Origin of the sequence: Nisaea sediminum, from assembly GCF_014904705.1 — a bacterium.
Lineage (GTDB): Bacteria > Pseudomonadota > Alphaproteobacteria > Thalassobaculales > Thalassobaculaceae > Nisaea > Nisaea sediminum.
Window position 1 is genome coordinate 41,377 of sequence record NZ_JACZCQ010000003.1, and the last position, 16,963, is coordinate 58,339.

At 63.5% G+C, this 16,963-nt stretch carries 13 protein-coding genes; 6 read left to right on the forward strand and 7 right to left on the reverse strand.

The window, feature by feature from the left end; translation table 11 throughout:
• Positions 1-83: 83 nt before the first annotated feature.
• Together IG122_RS05165 and IG122_RS05170 are read left to right on the forward strand one after the other, a co-directional pair.
• Positions 84-1,298 (forward strand): serine hydrolase domain-containing protein, encoded by a 1,215-nt coding sequence (locus IG122_RS05165; protein ID WP_193181141.1) that lies wholly within the window; start codon positions 84-86, stop codon positions 1,296-1,298.
• Between the two features lie 86 nt (positions 1,299-1,384).
• Entirely contained in the window at positions 1,385-2,995 is a 1,611-nt protein-coding gene (locus tag IG122_RS05170) for a GMC family oxidoreductase (RefSeq protein WP_193181143.1), read from the forward strand.
• On the opposite strand, the gene IG122_RS05175 is transcribed toward IG122_RS05170, so the two are convergent.
• Positions 2,992-4,188 carry a Bcr/CflA family multidrug efflux MFS transporter gene (locus IG122_RS05175; RefSeq protein WP_193181145.1) on the reverse strand — a complete coding sequence of 399 codons (1,197 nt, stop codon included), beginning with the start codon at positions 4,186-4,188 and terminating at the stop codon, positions 2,992-2,994. The genes IG122_RS05170 and IG122_RS05175 overlap by 4 nt on opposite strands.
• A gap of 204 nt (positions 4,189-4,392) precedes the next feature.
• Between IG122_RS05175 and IG122_RS05180 the strand changes: the two genes are divergently transcribed.
• Positions 4,393-6,753 (forward strand): xanthine dehydrogenase family protein molybdopterin-binding subunit, encoded by a 2,361-nt coding sequence (locus IG122_RS05180; RefSeq protein WP_193181147.1) that lies wholly within the window; start codon positions 4,393-4,395, stop codon positions 6,751-6,753.
• Positions 6,754-6,830: 77 nt separating this feature from the next.
• Here IG122_RS05180 and IG122_RS05185 read toward each other — a convergent pair whose 3' ends face one another.
• Both IG122_RS05185 and IG122_RS05190 read right to left on the reverse strand, forming a co-directional pair.
• Positions 6,831-8,117: a hypothetical protein gene (locus IG122_RS05185; RefSeq protein ID WP_193181149.1), complete on the reverse strand. Its 1,287-nt coding sequence runs from the start codon at positions 8,115-8,117 to the stop codon at positions 6,831-6,833.
• Positions 8,118-8,209: 92 nt separating this feature from the next.
• Positions 8,210-9,355 (reverse strand): trans-sulfuration enzyme family protein, encoded by a 1,146-nt coding sequence (locus IG122_RS05190; RefSeq protein ID WP_193181151.1) that lies wholly within the window; start codon positions 9,353-9,355, stop codon positions 8,210-8,212.
• A 430-nt stretch (positions 9,356-9,785) separates the two neighbouring features.
• Here IG122_RS05190 and IG122_RS05195 point away from each other — a divergent pair, with 430 nt between their 5' ends.
• Positions 9,786-10,685, forward strand: coding sequence for a LysR family transcriptional regulator (locus tag IG122_RS05195; RefSeq protein ID WP_193181153.1), 900 nt, complete (start codon positions 9,786-9,788; stop codon positions 10,683-10,685).
• A 164-nt stretch (positions 10,686-10,849) separates the two neighbouring features.
• Positions 10,850-11,293, forward strand: a complete 444-nt coding sequence (locus IG122_RS05200) for a DUF4870 family protein (protein ID WP_226893356.1) — start codon at positions 10,850-10,852, stop codon at positions 11,291-11,293.
• 180 nt (positions 11,294-11,473) lie between these two features.
• Here the strand turns inward: IG122_RS05200 and IG122_RS05205 are convergent, their stop codons facing one another.
• A complete protein-coding gene (locus IG122_RS05205) occupies positions 11,474-11,944 on the reverse strand; it encodes a GlcG/HbpS family heme-binding protein (protein ID WP_193181155.1) in 471 nt (156 codons plus the stop codon).
• 257 nt (positions 11,945-12,201) lie between these two features.
• Between IG122_RS05205 and IG122_RS05210 the strand changes: the two genes are divergently transcribed.
• Entirely contained in the window at positions 12,202-13,443 is a 1,242-nt protein-coding gene (locus IG122_RS05210) for an Hsp70 family protein (RefSeq protein ID WP_193181157.1), read from the forward strand.
• A gap of 58 nt (positions 13,444-13,501) precedes the next feature.
• Here the strand turns inward: IG122_RS05210 and argC are convergent, their stop codons facing one another.
• From argC to gatB, 3 genes are all read right to left on the reverse strand, one after another.
• Positions 13,502-14,479 carry an N-acetyl-gamma-glutamyl-phosphate reductase gene (gene argC / locus IG122_RS05215; protein ID WP_193181159.1) on the reverse strand — a complete coding sequence of 326 codons (978 nt, stop codon included), beginning with the start codon at positions 14,477-14,479 and terminating at the stop codon, positions 13,502-13,504.
• Positions 14,476-15,180, reverse strand: coding sequence for a GNAT family N-acetyltransferase (locus tag IG122_RS05220; RefSeq protein WP_193181161.1), 705 nt, complete (start codon positions 15,178-15,180; stop codon positions 14,476-14,478). Before IG122_RS05220 ends, argC begins: the two co-directional genes overlap by 4 nt.
• A gap of 315 nt (positions 15,181-15,495) precedes the next feature.
• The gene (gene gatB / locus IG122_RS05225; protein WP_193181164.1) at positions 15,496-16,962 is read right to left on the reverse strand and encodes an Asp-tRNA(Asn)/Glu-tRNA(Gln) amidotransferase subunit GatB; all 1,467 of its coding nucleotides are present in this window, start codon (positions 16,960-16,962) and stop codon (positions 15,496-15,498) included.
• Position 16,963: the final 1 nt, after the last annotated feature.

The window sequence follows — 16,963 nt, forward strand, 5'->3', positions numbered from 1 at the left end:
CGGTGCGACGGTTGACCGCACGGGATGCGGCGACGTCTAATCGCCCCCTTCTCGCGATCTCACACGCCATCCGGACCCAGACCATGACCGACTTCAAGACCGCAAAGCCCGCCAAGCACGGTTTCAGCGCCGCCCGCCTCAAGCGCATCAGCGACTGGATGGCGCGCTATGTCGAGGGTGGCAAGCTGCCCTTCGCCGAAACCCTGATCGCCCGCCGCGGCGAGATCGTCTTTCACGAGGTGACCGGGCACCGCGACGTCGAAAACAGCCTCAAGGCGGAACCCGGCGGTATCCACCGGATCTATTCCATGACCAAGCCGATCGTCAGCACGGCGATCATGCAACTGCTGGAAGCAGGCAAACTGCAGCTCGACGATCCGGTGGCGAAGCACATCCCGGAGCTGGCGAACCTCAAGGTACTCGGCGAGGATGGTGAGAGCACGAGCGTCGCCAAGATGCAGCCGACCCTGCATCACCTGCTGACCCACACCTCGGGCCTCACCTACGGCATCTTCGATCCGGGACCGGTGGGCAAGGCGCTGCGCAAGGCCAAGATCGACTTCTCCGAGAAACACGGACGGCTCGACGAGACCGTCGCCAAGCTGGCCGAGATCCCGCTGGTCTTCGAGCCGGGCACGCGCTGGAACTACGGCGTCTCGACCGACGTGCTCGGCCGCGTGGTGGAGACCGCCTCCGGCATGAGTCTGGCAGAATATCTGCACGACCATATCTTCGAGCCGCTCGGCATGGAGGACACGTTCTTTGCCGTGCCGGCGGACAAGCTCGACCGCTTCAGCGCCTGCTACGCCAAGACCGAGGACGAGGGCATCCGCCGCGTCGACGAAATCGAGGACAGCCGCTACGCCAATTCCGTCACCATGTTCTCCGGCGGCGGCGGGCTCTGCTCCACCACGCTCGACTACCTCCGCTTCATGGAGATGATCCGCACCCATGGCGGCGGCGGCGCGAATCCGGTGCTCGGCCGCAAGTCGGTCGAGATGATGCTGATGAACCATCTGCCCGGAGACATGGCGTCGATGGGCCAGTCGGTCTTCAGCGAGATGCCGATGAAGGGTATCGGCTTCGGCCTCGGCGGCTCTGTCGTGCTGAACCCGGCGCAGGCGCAGGTCCTCGGTTCGGCCGGCGAATGGGCCTGGGGCGGCGTCGCCTCGACCGGATTCTGGATCGATCCGAAAGAGGAGATCAGCGTGGTGCACATGACCCAGCTCATGCCCTCCTCCTCCTATCCGCTGCGCCGAGAGTTGCGCACGCTGGTCTACCAGGCGCTGGTCGGCTGAGTTCGGCCGGATCGTGCGGCGGCGCTTGCCCGCCGCCGACCCGCCTGCAAGACTGACAAAAAGTACACATCGGGGATGGAACGACCGTGGCCAGGGATCTCGGGACCTACGACTACATCATCGTCGGCGCGGGCAGCGCCGGCTGCGTGCTGGCGAACCGGCTCTCCGCCGATCCGTCGAAGAAGGTCCTGCTGCTGGAAGCCGGCGGCGACGACAATTACCACTGGATCCACATCCCGGTCGGCTATCTCTACTGCATCGGCAACCCGCGGACGGACTGGCTCTTCAAAACCGAGGCCGAGCAAGGCCTCGGCGGACGGGCGCTGAACTATCCGCGCGGCAAGGTGATCGGCGGCTGTTCCTCGATCAACGGCATGATCTACATGCGCGGCCAGGCGCGGGATTACGACCAGTGGCGCCAACTCGGCAATCCGGGCTGGGGCTGGGACGACGTGCTGCCTTACTTCACCCGCTCGGAAGGCTTCCACGTCCGCGGCGACAAGGACAGGAACGCAGACGGCGAGCTCCGGGTCGAGAACCAGAGGCTCTCCTGGGAGATCCTCGACGCCTTCAAGGCAGCGGCCGTCGAGGCCGGCATTCCGGAGACTGACGACTTCAATCGCGGCGACAACGAGGGGGTCGGCTACTTCCATGTGAACCAGAAGAAGGGGATCCGCTGGAGCGCGGCGACCGCCTTCCTGAAACCCATCCGCAACCGGCAGAACCTGCACATCGTCACCCATGCCCACGCAAAGGCGCTGCAGTTCGACGGCGCGCGCTGCACCGGCATCTCGCTCTCGGTGAAGGGGGAGGACGCGACCGCCACTTGCAGCGGCGAACTCGTACTTTCCGCCGGCGCCATCGGCTCACCGCAGATCCTGCAGCTTTCCGGCATCGGCGATCCGGCCCTGCTGATGCGCCATGGCATCGACGTCCGGCATGCCAACGCCTCGGTTGGCGGCAATCTGCAGGACCATCTGCAGATCCGCTGTGCCTTCAAGGTCTCGAACGTCGAGACGCTGAACCAACGCGCCAACTCGCTGATCGGAAAGCTCGGCATCGGGCTCGAATATGCGCTCTTCAAGCGCGGGCCTATGACCATGGCGCCGTCGCAGCTCGGGCTTTTCACCAAATCCGATCCCTCGAAAGAGACGGCGGATCTCGAATATCACGTGCAGCCGCTCTCTCTCGACGCCTTCGGAGAGCCGCTGCATTCCTTCGGCGCCTTCACCGCCAGCGTCTGCAATCTCCGCCCGGAGAGCCGCGGCACGGTCGAGATCAAGAGCGCCGATCCAATGGCGGCCCCGGCGATCAAGCCAAACTATCTCTCGACCGAGGCGGACAAGAAGGTCGCGGCGAACGCGATCCGCATCACCCGCAAGATCGCGGCGCAGCCGGCGCTCGCACCCTACAGCCCGGAGGAATTCAAGCCGGGCCCGGACTATTCGGACAGCGACGAGTCCCTGGCTGCGGCGGCAGGGCAGATCGGTACTACGATCTTCCACCCCATTGGCACCTGCCGCATGGGGCCGGATGATGGCGCCGTGGTCGATCCGGAACTGAGGCTGAAGGGTTTCGAGAATATCCGCATCGCGGATGCCTCGGTGATGCCGACCATCACCTCCGGCAACACCAACGCCCCGACCATCATGATCGCCGAGAAGGCGAGCGACCTGATCCGCGCCGCCGCGCGCTAGAGCTTGCGGCCGAGGCCGAAGATGAAGATCACGGCGAGCAGCCCGGCGGCGCCCATCACGGCGCACATGGAGAAGGCGGTGCCGTCATGCAGCGCGCCGACCGCCATGGCCGAAACCGCGCCACCGCCGAACTGGGAGGCCCCGATGGTGGCCGCCGCCGCGCCGGCGTTCTTCGGATAGCGCGCCATCAGGAGCGCCATGCCGTTGGCGCCGAGGATCGGCACCATCGCGACGAAGGCCATCAGGCCGACCAGCACCGTGTAGGGTCCGGCCATGCCGGAACGGTCGAGGACCACAAGATAGAGACCCGCCGCCGCCGCGATCAGAACGCCCGCATAGAGCAGCGTCTTCAGCTCAAACAGCTTGGTCAGACGGCTGTTCAGGAACGCCGCGAACATGATCGCGACCGAGTTCATTGCGAACAACATCGCATAATGGCCGGGTGTCAGGCCGAAGAACTCGATATAGACGAAGGAGGAGCCCGAGATATAGGCGAACAGCCCGCCGAAGATCGAGGCGCTGGCGACGGTCAGACCGAAGGCGGGCGGATCCGCGAGGATATGCCGGTAGGCGCCCAGCGCCTGCAGCAGGCTCATGGCTCCGCGCTCTTCGTGCGAGTAGGTCTCCGGCAGCATCAGCACCACAAGGACGAAGGCGATCGACCCGAAGACGAAGAGCGTGGTGAAGATCGCCCGCCAGTCGGCGAATTCGAGCAGCGCGGCGCCCGCCAGAGGGGCCAGGATCGGCGCCAGCGTCGTCAGCATCATCATCAGCGAGAGCTTGCTCGCCGCCTCGGAGGGCGGATAAAGATCGCGGACCACGGTGCGCGCTAGGATCGAGGCGGCACCGCCCCCGATAGCCTGGAAAAGGCGCGCCGCGATCAGCCCGTCAATCTCCGTCACCTGCATGCAGACAAACGAGGAGACGATGAAAAGCGCGATGCCCGCGAGCAGCACGGGACGCCTGCCGAACCGGTCCGAGATCGGCCCGTAGATCAGCATGCCGCCGGAGAACCCGGCGAGGAACACGGCCAGCGTCGCCTGCACCTCTCGCGCCGGCACCGCGAGATCGCGCGCGATCTCCGGCAGGGCCGGCAAATACATGTCGATCGACATCGGGGCGAAGGCGGCGAGTGCCGCCAGCAACACGACCAACCCGCCCTTCGGCAGTCGGATAGGCGCCGTCTTCAGCATGTCAGGAACACCATTTACGAAGTCTGCCGGACCGTACCCCCGGCCGCGCAAGCTGTCCAAATCTTTCGCAGCTGCAAAAACGGCGGAAAGTCCTGTGCGAACAAGTGTGAACACGGTTTGGCTATTGTCCGGCGGCGCAGCCGCGCTACCATCCTGCGTACAATCCGCCGCTATCTTCTTCGCGCCGCAACAGGAGCTTACCGCATGGACTCGATCGTCGACGAAAACCGGCTCGGGACGATGAAATTCGGGATCGGGCAGCCTGTGCCCCGATCGGAAGATCCGAAACTGCTGCGCGGCGAGGGCGCCTATACCGACGACACCAATCTCGACGGCCAGGCCTATGGCGTGATGGTCCGCAGTCCCTATGCCCACGGCATTCTGAACGGCATCGAGACCGCCGACGCGCGCGCCATGCCGGGCGTGATCGCGATCTTCACCGGCGCGGACCTCGAGGCTGCCGGGCTCGGGACGATGAAATGCGGTCTGCCCTTGAAGAACCGGGACGGCAGCCCGATCACCTATGTCCCGCGCGCGGCGCTGGCGACGGACAAGGTCCGCTTCGTCGGCGATCCGGTCGCCATCGTCATCGCCGAGACCGCCGCGCAAGCGCGCGACGCCGCGGAACTGGTGGAGCTGGACATCGATCCCCTGCCCGCCGTCACCGACGCCCGCGCCGCCGCCGCGTCAGATGCGCCACAGATCTACGATGCCGTTCCGGGCAATGTCGCGCTCGACTACCAGTACGGTGACACGGCGAAGGTCGACGACGCCCTCGCCTCGGCGGCTCATGTGACCAAGCTCTCGCTCCGCAACAACCGCATCGTCGTCAACGCAATGGAACCGCGTTCCGCCGTCGGCGCGTTCGACCCGGCGAGCGAGACCTACACCCTCCATGTCGGCTGTCAGGGTGTGTTCGGAATGATGAACACGCTCGCCAAGCAGATCTTCGACATCGCGCCGGAGAAGATGCATGTCATCACCGGCAATGTCGGCGGCTCCTTCGGCATGAAGGCGGGCGCCTATCCCGAATATATCTGCGTGCTGCATGCCGCCAAGGCGCTCGGCCGTCCGGTGAAGTGGACCGACGACCGTTCCGGCAGCTTCCTCTCCGACTGTCACGGCCGCGACCATGACATGACGGCGGAACTGGCGCTCGATGCGGACGGCCGTTTCACCGCGCTCCGGATCACCGGTTACGGCAATGTCGGCGCCTTCCTCTCCGCCGTTTCGCCGATGATGCCGACGCTGAACACGCTGAAGAACAGCAACAGCGTCTACCGGTTGCCGCTGATCGAGGTGGCGACCAAGGCGGTCTTCACCAACACCACGCCGATCACCGCCTATCGCGGCGCCGGACGGCCGGAAGCGAACTACTATATGGAGAGGCTGATCGAGACAGCCGCCCGCGAGACCGGGATCGACCCGATCGAACTGCGCCGCCGCAACCTGATCCAGCCGGCGGAAATCCCCTATGCCGCCGCCAACGGCATGAACTACGACAGCGGCGACTTCCCGACCATCCTCGCCAAAGCGGTCGAGGGCGCCGACTGGGACGGCTGCGAAGCCCGCAAGGCGGAGAGCGCGAAGAAGGGCCTGCTGCGTGGCCGCGGCGTCGGCTGCTATCTCGAAGTCACCGCGCCGGTACAGCAGGAGATGGGCGGCATCCGCTTCGAGGAGAACGGCGACGTCACCATCATCACCGGCACGCTGGATTACGGCCAGGGCCACTGGACGCCCTTCGCCCAGGTGCTGCACCAGAAGCTCGGCGTGCCGTTCGAGAAGATCAGGCTGATCCAGGGCGACAGCGCCGAGCTGATCGCAGGAGGCGGTACGGGCGGCTCCAAGTCGATCATGGCGAGCGGCGGCGCGATCCTTCAGGCCGGCGACATCGTCATCGAGAAAGGCAAGAAACTCGCCGCGCATGTCTTCGAGACCGCCGTGGAGGACATCGTCTTCCAGAACGGCGCCTTCGAGGTCGCCGGCACGGACCGCACCATCGGCATCATGGAGCTGGCGAAGGAAGCACGGACCCGCTCCGACCTTCCGGCGGACCTGCCGAAGGATCTCAGTGTCGCCCATATCTTCGACAATGCCCCGTCCGCCTTCCCGAACGGCTGCCATGTCTGCGAGCTCGAAGTCGATCCGGAGACCGGCACCGTTCGGCTCGACCGCTATTCCATGGTCAACGATTTCGGCACCGTGGTGAATCCGCTGCTGGTCGAGGGACAGGCCCATGGCGGCATCGTGCAGGGCTTCGGCCAGGCTCTGATGGAGCAGACGCTCTACGACGAGGAAGGCCAGCTGCAGACCGGCAGCTTCATGGATTACGCCCTGCCCCGCGCTGCGGACGTGCCGAACTTCTCCTTCGCCACCCACGCGGTGCCGGCGACCACGAACCCGCTCGGCGCCAAGGGCTGCGGAGAGGCCGGCTGCGCCGGCTCCCTGCCCTCGATCATGAACGCGCTGGTCGACGCGCTGGCGCCGCTCGGCGTCAAACACATCGACATGCCGGCGACGCCGGAGAAGGTCTGGGCGGCGATTCAGGCGGCCAAAGCCGCCTGAGGCAGAAGAGAATCTGCCAGAAAGGCAAAGCACGCCCCGCAACCGCCGGCGCCCACTTGATGTGATTTGCCTTCGCTCTAACAGGGAACATGTGACGGAGAGTTCTCGTAGATACCCTTGAGCGTATCGTGATCGATCATTCGGTCCGTCGGCTCTATTCGCTTTAAGCTGAGCCTGAAGTTCGGTTCAAATCTCAGCCTTAAGAGCAAGTAAGAATCGTCACGGGTGCCAGATTCTATTTCCTGCTCATCTTTCTCAATCAATGTACGGCTTTCGCAATAGAAAGAGCTCCAACCTGGGAATGTTGCTTTCAAATCAACAAGACGATTGGACTTTTTCGGAATTATTTCCCTGCTGTTCTGAAACGTCGCTCCCTGGTTGGTAAGAACAAGGTTGTCAGCGTACCAACTCTCGACCCCAAGCTCGTCGGGCGATCTGCTAAGGACGATTTGAACCTGGTGCCCGGACAGTTCTAGCACGTGGTCTTCATTCAACTTATTCTCGACAATCACCTGAAAAGAAACATCGAGCGCATCACTGTCCTGATCGAGATCGAACTTGAACTCTTCGAAGATCATTGCTTCCGGCACCGGATCGGGAAAGTAAGTTTTGCTCAAGTCCGGAACAACACTCGCAGCTTGCGATATCAAATAAACACCAAATACCCCATAAATAAAAACAAAACCACTCTGCGCAACACGTTCCGCACCTGAACTTTTTCCCTTAAAAGAAAAAAAAGCTCCAGCGAGAAAAATCATCGGAGAAATCAAAACCAAAAGCAACATCAACAGTCCGCAAATGACAAGAAGTATATTTTCGATCGGTTCAGGAACTGATATCTCCTTAAAAAAAGGAAACAATATCGCGATTCCATCAAATACAGTCTCGACCGACATCAATAAAAACAGCGAAATTATGATGTACCCAAACGAGTAACAACTGATCGCAAACCAACCTGCTCTCTCGGGCTCTCCTTTGAAAAGCAACCTGCTTGACGCGCCAGCCAGCCCGGCGACGGCAACAATCACGGGCAGGCCTGTGGTGATAAGAGTCGTCAGGGTGAGGGCTTCCTTCCAACGCTTGCTGAAATTCACCTTCAACTCGTCCGAGAACCAGATAAGATCGATCAAGCCCGCAAAGCCGGCGGGATAGACGTCTATCAGCAAAGAGAACAAAAAGGCGCCGATCGCCAGGAACGTCAGCGGACGGGTATAGAGGGGCGGATCGGCGGAAAGTGCGCTGACCAACACTCCGCTGCGGGCCGGCAAGAATGCCACGCGACCATACGTCACGAAAAAGCGGAGCAAGAAGCGCAGCACGCCCTCAATCGTGTCGTCAATTCTTACAGAGAGACTCTTGTCCATCGCCGCCCTCGACAAAACATGATGAATTCATGCCCGCGATGTTAGAGCGACCTTACGACCTATAGTATAATTTTATGTTTTTCCGCGAGAAGTTAAAGCGTGGCCAGCGCCTGCTCCAGGTCCTGGATCAGGTCTCCGGCATCCTCGATGCCGATGGAGAAGCGCAGCAGGTCGGATGGCACCGGCGTGCCCTCGCCCTCGATCGAGGCGCGGTGCTCGACCAAGCTCTCGACGCCGCCGAGCGAGGTCGCGCGGTGGATCAGCTGGAGATTGGCCGCGACCTTGACCGCCGCCGCCTCTCCGCCCTTGATCCGGAGCGAGAGCATGCCCCCGAAGCCGCCGTCCATCTGCTTCAGCGCCACCTCGTGCGCCGGATGGGTTGGCAGTCCCGGATAGAGCACCGAGTCGATCTTCGGGTGATTGTGGAAATGCTCCGCGATCGCCTGCGCATTCTCCGACGCCTTGCGGACCCGCAGATGCAGGGTGCGCATACCGCGCAGCAGCAGCCAGGATTCGAACGGACCGATGACCAGCCCCTGCTCGGAGCGGACGCGGCGTATCCGCCTCCACCAATCGTCATCCTTCGAGGTAATCAATGCTCCGGCGAGCACGTCGCTGTGGCCGTTCAGATATTTCGTCGCCGAATGCATGACGATATCGGCACCATGTTCGATCGGGCGGGAGAGGACCGGCGTCGCGCAGGTCGAGTCGACGCAGAGCCGTGCGCCGGCACCGTGGGTGAGCTGGGCAAACCAGGCAATATCGAGACAGTCCCAGAGCGGATTGGACGGGGTCTCGATCCAGACGATTTTCGTTTTGCCGGGTTTGATCAGCGCCGTCGCGGTCTCGGGATTGCCCGCGTCAAAGAAGTCGAGATCGATCTGCCACTGTTCGGCGAACCCGATCAGCCATTTCCGGAGCCCCCAGTACATGACGGAGGCCGCCAGGATATGGTCACCCGGGCGCAGCGTCAGAAAGGGGGCGACCGCCGCGGACATGCCGGAGGCAAGGATCATCGCGTCGGCGCCGTTTTCGAGCCGCGCCAGCAGCTCTTCGGCGATGTCGTAGGTCGGGTTTTCGTTGCGGGTATAGATATAACCCTTGGGGTAGGAATTGTCCGGTGCGCGCTCGTATGTGGTCGCGAGATGGATCGGCGGCGTCACCGCGCCGGTGGTCTCGTCGATATGTCCCATGGCCTGCGCGGCAAGGGTTTCGGGCTTCAGGTCGTTGTTGCGCATTGCCGGCTCCGGCGAGATGAATTGGTGTTGAACACGGCTGGTGCCGCGCCATGTGTAGCCTCTAGCACGAGGCATGTTGCGGGGGAATGCCCACTCCGGAGACATGCGTGGTCCGGAAACAAATAAGGCTGCAGCGATCCCCTTTGGATGGAAGCCGCTGCAGCCTCATAATTGCCGGTCTTTCCGTCCGGATCTCCGTCCTGGCAGGTTGGAGACCTATCGGGTGGGTCTACCGATACGTGGCAATGAGGGGCAAAACCACGAGGTCGAACGTCATATCCCGGCGGGGCAATTGAACAGGTCGATCAACGAGCACTGTTATTGTCAGTGTAGGAAACGACCGCGCAAACTGATAATTCTCTTTTAAAGCATCGTATTGGTTCCTATAACGAATGAATAAATCCGTATCGCATTCGGGAAGCAGGCTGAAATGGACACTTTGACGGCAATGAAGGTTTTTTGCTCCGTGGTCGAGAACGATAGTCTCGCCGGCGCGTCCAGAACCCTCAACGTCTCCCCCTCGGTCGTGAGCAAGCAGCTTTCGGGGCTGGAGGACCGGCTCGGTGTTCGGCTGCTGAACCGGACCACCCGCCGGGTCAGCCTGACCGAGGTGGGATCCGCCTATTACGAGCGCTGCAAGCGCATCCTCGCCGACGTGGACGAGGCGGAGATCGCGGTCTCCCAGGCGCACTCCGCACCGCGCGGGCTGCTTAAGGTGACGGCACCGACGACCTTCGCGCACCGGCACGTGGCGCCGCACCTGCCGGAATTCCTCGACCGCTATCCCGAGGTGGAAGTGCAGCTTCTGGTGAACGATCGCGTGGTGGATCTCGTCGACGAGGGGATCGATCTCGCCATCCGGATCGCGCAGCTGAAGGATTCCAGCCTCATCGCCCGCAAGCTGGCGGTCAATCATCGGATGATCGTGGCCAGCCCCGACTATGTGAAGAAATGGGGCAAGCCGGAAACCCCGGACCAGCTGAGCGACCATTCGCTCATCACCTACGCGCCGGGCAATCCGATCAACGACTGGCACTTCATGGTCGACAACCAGCAGAAGATCCTGCGCGCCCGCGGCACGCTCGCGATGAACAACGGCGACTCGGTGCTGCAGACCGTGCTCGCCGGCGGCGGCCTCGCGATGCTGGCGGCTTTCATGGCGGGCGAGCATGTGAAAACCGGCAAGCTGGTCACCCTGCTCGACGAATATGTGCGCGAGGACGTGCCGATCTACGCCGTCTATCCGAGTGGCCGGCATCTCTCGCCGAAGGTGCGCGCCTTCGTCGACTTCCTTGTCGAGCTCTACGGACCGTCGCCGTACTGGCTCTGATTCGCTGACCGCTACCGTGATCCTGACCTCAGAGCCTGGATCACGGCACCTCTTGAGACAACCGCCCTATTTCGTTGAGTCCGGGCTTCCGGCGCACTCGAAAAGTTGCACCCTCATTATGTGCCGCATAACCTTGCGACAGCATCATGTTGGGGGATTGCCGAATGAGTGAAACAGACGTCGTTGCCGGAGCCGGTCCGGAAGGCGAACAGCGCATGCCGCCGATCAAGGGCCGCGCCGGAATGCCGATCGCGATCTACGCGCTCTATCTTGCCAGCTTCTTCGTCGGGATCACTTCCATTATCGCCGTGATTCTCGCCTATACCAGCCGGGAACGCGAAGATTACGGGCTGTACACGCACTATACCTTCCAGATCTACACGTTCTGGCTCGGCCTGCTCTACAGCGTCGGATTCGGCATCGCCGCGGCCATTCTGATGCTGCTTGCGGCCTCTCTCGGCATGTTCGCCATGGCGCTGATGGCCGTTGCCGGGATCGCGCTCTTCGCGTGGTTCCTCTTGCGCTGCTGCACCGGCCTTGTAATGGCGATCAAGGGCGAACCGATCGCCAACCCGGAAAGCTGGGGATTCGTCGCGTCCCGGACGTAATCGGGGCCGTTCGCTTGCCACTCCAACTTCCGTCATCCCGGACCTGATCCGGGGCCTTTTGAAGGGTGCGCTCTGCGTTCGACAAGGTCCCGGCTCTGCGGCCGGGATGACGAACCGGGTGGGAAATAAAAAGGGCCGGTCTCACCACCGGCCCTTTGCGTTCGGAAAGAGGCCCGACCTTTACCGCCAGCTCTCGTCGAGCTCGGCCGGCTCGCTCGTATAGCCCGCCTTCTTGATGCCCTTCGCCGCGCAGTACTCGTCCTTCTCGGACGCATCGCCGCTGACCCCGACAGCGCCAATAATCGCGCCATTCTCCATGATCATCACCCCGCCCGGCACCGCGGCCATGCGGCCCTCGAAGGCGGCGGCCGCGGCGACCTGGAAGCCGAGGCGTTCCTTGAGGCGGCCGCCGAGATTACGCGAGGACTCGCCGAAACCGAGCCCGCCCCAGGCCTTCGCCGTGGCGATCTCGACCCGGCCGATGCCGGAGCCGTCCTGACGCTTGATGCAGACCGGGTGCCCGCCGGCATCGAGCACGACGACGGTCATCGGCATCATCTTTTCCTCGGTAGCGACGCGCAGCGCCTCGTCGGCAATGATCTCCGCCTTGGCGAGCGGCAGCGTGACGTGGAGCGGGAAGTTTCCGGCCATGATCTGATCCCTGTTCTGGCTAATCTCGAAATTGCTGCGGTGCTTATAACATCGCCCCGAGCCGCCACGATACGGAGGCCTTATCCGCATCGCGGAAACCGTCCAGACAATGATCGACGTCGCCCCTCTTCCCTCTTGGCGGGAAGTTCTGTATACAGCCCGTCCCCCGCCGCCGGGGCACCCTCAGGCGGAATAATCGCGATCCGAAAAGTCCACCCCCGTGTCTTCCACGAAGCGCCCCTGGAGCGAACCGCGCCATGCGAACGGATACTCTCGCGATCGATTTCGGCACCTCCAATTCCGCCGCCGCGATCTGGTCGGGTAACAAAATCGAACGAATTCCCATCGAAGGCGATGCAGCGACATTGCCGACCGCCGTTTTCTTCCCGCTCGACGGTCGTGGCATGCTGATCGGCGATACCGCTGCCGAGGCCCTCGTCGAAGGCGAGGAAGGCCGCTACATGCGGGCGCTGAAAAGCGTGCTCGGTCTGCCGCTGCTGCACGAACCGCGCACCCTCGGCGGCCGGCGCCGAACCCTCGCCGACGTCATCGCTGCCTTCCTCGCCGAACTGCGCAGCCGGGCAGAAGCGCGGACCGGCCTCAGCTTCCGCAAGGCGCTCTCCGGGCGCCCGGTGCATTTCCACACCGCCGACCCGGAGAAGGACGCGTTGGCAGAGGCGGACCTCCGCCAATGCTATCTCGCTGCCGGTTTCGAAGAGGTCTCCTTCCTCGCCGAGCCGGAAGCGGCGGCGCTCGCCAGCCATGGTCTCGGATCTGTGGAGGCAACCGGCCTGATCGTCGATATCGGAGGCGGCACCTCCGACTTCTCTGTCTTCCGGACCGAGGGCGCCGCGCTTCGAATTCTCGCGAACCACGGCATCCGCCTCGGCGGCACCAATTTCGACCATGCGGTCTCGATGGACCACGCCATGCCCCTGCTCGGCCTCGGCGGCCGGCTGCGGCGCGATTTCGGCGAGGGCCTGCTGCCGGTGCCGAACACGATCTATTCCGAGCTCGCCACCTGGGCGACGATCCCCTTCCTCTACAACGTCAAGTCCCGGCGCATGGTGACGGAGATGGCGCGGCTCGCGGTCGAACGAGGCAAGATCGAGCGGCTGCTGGTGGTGCTGGACCGGCATCTCGGCCACGAGCTCGCCTTCGCCGTCGAGCAAGGCAAGATCGACGCCAACGTCGCGGCACCGGCCGGACGGATCAGGATGGGATTCATCGAGGACGGTCTCGGCGCGACGGTCACGCCGGAGAGCCTCGACTCGTCGCTCAAAGCGAACCGGGACTTGCTCCGCCATGCCGCCGCCGAGACGCTGGAGATGGCGGAGATCTCGCCGGATCGGATCGGTCGCGTGATCCTCGTCGGCGGATCCAGCCTGATGCGCTTCGTCGGCGAGGAAGTGGGAGCACTCTGCCCGAACGCGGAGATCCTGACGTCGGATGCCTTCACCGCCGTGGTCGATGGGCTCGCGTTGGCGACGCGACGCTAGAAACAAGAATGGCGGCCCTGGATGGGCCACCTTTCCTGTTGGAACTACGTGCTCGCTCTCACGGCCAGACAGGCGCGCCCTCCAGACCCGCGGTTTCCGGCAGGCCACAAATAAGGTTCGCATTCTGCACCGCCTGGCCGGCCGCGCCCTTGCCGAGATTGTCGACCACGCCCATCGCGATCACCAGGTTCCGTTCCGGATCGGCCGCATAGCTGACGAAAGAGAGGTTCGAGCCGGTCGCCCACTTGGTCTGTGGCGGCCTGTCCGTCACGCGCACGAACGCCCGCCCGGCATAGAAGCGGCGGGCCGCATCGAGGCACTGCTCCGTGGTGGCCGCGCCGCGGCAGTACATCGTGACCAGCACGCCGCGGGTCATCGGCACCAGATGCGGGGTGAACACCAGCCCGGCCGCATTGCCGCCGCTCAGCCGCTCGATCGTCGTCGCCATCTCCGGCATGTGGACATGCTTGAGCAGGCCGTAGGGTACCAGGTTCTCGTTGCTCTCCGCATAGCCGAACCTGCTGTCGGCACCACCCCGGCCGGCCCCGGAGATTCCGGTCTTGGCGTCGACCACGATGTTGCCGGGCTCGATCAGCCCCTCGACCAGCAGCGGCGCCAGTGCGATCTGCGCCGCTGCCGGAAAGCAGCCGGGATTGGCAACGCGGGTCCGCCCCACGATCCGGTCCGGCCAGACGTCGGCGAGGCCATAGGCCCAGCCCTCGACGTAGCGGTGATCGCCACCGATATCGACGATCTTCACGTCATCGGGCACGCGCGCCAGCGCCTCGGCCGACGTTCCGGTGGGCAGCGACGCGAACAACAGATCGAGCTTAGGCAGGGTCAGGGGATCCCATTTCTCGATCACCATTCCGGCCAACTTGTCCGGCACCCCGGGGAAGCGATCCACAAGACGGCTGCCGGCGCTCCCCTCGCCCGCGGCGTAGACAAGCTCGAAGGATGGATGGCCCGCGATCAGGCGCAGCGCCTCGCCGCCGCCGAAACCGCTGATCCCGACAATGCCGAAACGAATGCTCATGATGAAATCTCCTCAGGTGTTGCGCTAATTCGGTTTCGGACGGAGAGAATCTGGCTCAGATCCTTGACCATCAGGATCCACTCGCCGGGTGTGTCCGAGCCTGGAAAGGGTGTGAAAGGCCGGCGGTCCCATTCGACGAAACCGGTCTGCCGATAGAGCGCCCGGGCCCGCGGATTGAAGCTGCCGACCATGAGGGTCAGTCGGTCGCTCCCCGCCGCCCTGGCGCGCGCTTCGGCCTCGGCGAGCAGGGCTTTTCCGAAACCATGCCCCTGATGCTCTGGATAGATCGCCGCCGCAGACAGGTACCAGGTCCCGGCCGCAACGGACTTCAGTGCGTTCAGCGGCGCCAGCACCTCAGACGTCATAGAGGGTTGGCCCGTCAGGTCCGGCTGGATATAGCCGTTGATCGCACCGACAACCTGACCTCGACACTCGGCGATGCGCCAGTTCGCGTAGCGGGACAGATGTGTCTCGTCGTTGCGGATGATGGCCCGGCCGGCCTCGAATGCCGATTGGCCCGGGGCGGCAACAAGGCCCCAGAGATGGGAGGTCAGGCGGCGGGTCGCCATGTCGGCCAGCAAAGCGAGATGAGTGCAATCCTCCGGGCAGGCGAACCTGAACCGGATGTCTTTGGCGGCGTCCTTGACGGCAGTGTCGGCCTGCAGTCCTGCGGACGCACCGGTGGTGTAGGAAGACGGCATGGGAGCTCCATGGCGGGATATGACGGAAATGAAAAATCCGCCGGTCGAAAGTGACGGCGGATAGTTGCGGTATCGTGGATGAGAAATGGGAAACTAGCTTTCCCGGGATCCTCGTCGTCGTCGCAGCACGCCGTCGCGCAGACTCTCGCTACGGAGTCGACGTCGCATTTTGCCGGCGGTGAGAAAATCGATGACCATGCAGGCACCGTGGCGGGCTTCCCGTCGGGAGTCAATCGCTCCTGATCCCGCACCCGCCGCGCAACGAAAAAGGGCGGCCCGCCGGGACCGCCCTTCTCGACAATTATGTACCGAGTCTTACCCCGCGAGCTTCTTCTTCAGCAGCTCGTTGACCATCGCCGGGTTGGCCTTGCCCTGGCTCTGCTTCATCACCTGGCCGACGAAGAAGCCGAAAAGCTTGTCCTTGCCGGAGCGGTATTCCGCGACCTTCTCCGCCTGGGAGGCCATGACACTGTCGATCAGTTCCTCGATCGCGCCGGTGTCCGTGACCTGCCTCAACCCCTTCTCCTCGACGATCGTGGCGGCGTCCTTGCCGCTCTCGAACATCTCGGCGAAGACGTCCTTGGCGATACGGCCGGAGATCGTGTTGTCGGTGATCAGGTCGATCAGGCCGCCGAGCTTGGCTTCGTCGACCGGGCTCTCGGCGAGGCTCTTGCCTGCCTTGTTGAGGTTGCCGAACAGCTCGGTGATCATCCAGTTCGCCGCCAGCTTCGGATCGCGGCCCTCGGCCACCTTCTCATAGAAGGCCGCCGTCTCCTGCTCCTCGACGAGGATCGCCGCGTCATAGGCGCTGAGGCCCCACTCGCTCATGAAGCGGGCCTTCTTCGCGTCCGGCAGTTCCGGCAGGCGCGCCTTCTCTTCCTCGACGAACGCCTCGCTGAACTCGAGCGGCAGCAGATCGGGATCCGGGAAATAGCGGTAATCGTGCGCCTCTTCCTTCGACCGCATCGAGCGGGTCTCGCCCCTGTTCGGGTCATAGAGGCGGGTTTCCTGGTCGATGGTTCCGCCGTCCTCGATGATCTCGATTTGGCGCCGCGCCTCGTACTCGATCGCCTGCTGCATGAAGCGGATCGAGTTCATGTTCTTGATCTCGCAGCGCGTGCCGAATTCCTCGCCGGGCCTGCGCACGGAGACGTTCACATCGGCACGCATCGAGCCTTCCTGCATGTTGCCGTCGCAGCTGCCGAGATAGCGCAGGATCGAGCGCAGCTTCTTCACATAGGCCGCCGCCTCCGCCGCCGAGCGGATGTCGGGCCGGGAGACGATCTCCATCAGCGCGACGCCGGAGCGGTTGAGGTCGATGAAGCTCTGCGACGGGCTCTGGTCGTGGATCGACTTGCCCGCATCCTGTTCCAGATGCAGCCGCTCGATGCCGACCGTCTTCGTGCTGCCGTCCGGCAGGTCGACCTCAATCTCGCCCTCGCCGACGATCGGCTGCTTGTACTGGCTGATCTGGTAGCCCTGCGGCAGGTCCGCGTAGAAATAGTTCTTGCGGTCGAAGACGCTGAAGCGGTTGATCTTGGCCTTCAGGCCGAGGCCGGTGCGCACGGCCTGGCGCACGCATTCCTCGTTGATCACCGGCAGCATGCCGGGCATCGCGCTGTCGACCAGCGAGACCTGGGTGTTCGGCTCGGCCCCGAAGGCGGTTGCCGCGCCGGAGAACAGCTTCGACTTGGAGGTCACCTGGGCATGGACCTCGAGACCGATAACGATCTCCCACGCGCCGGTGGCGCCCTCGATCAGGTTGGATTTCGCTTCGCTCATC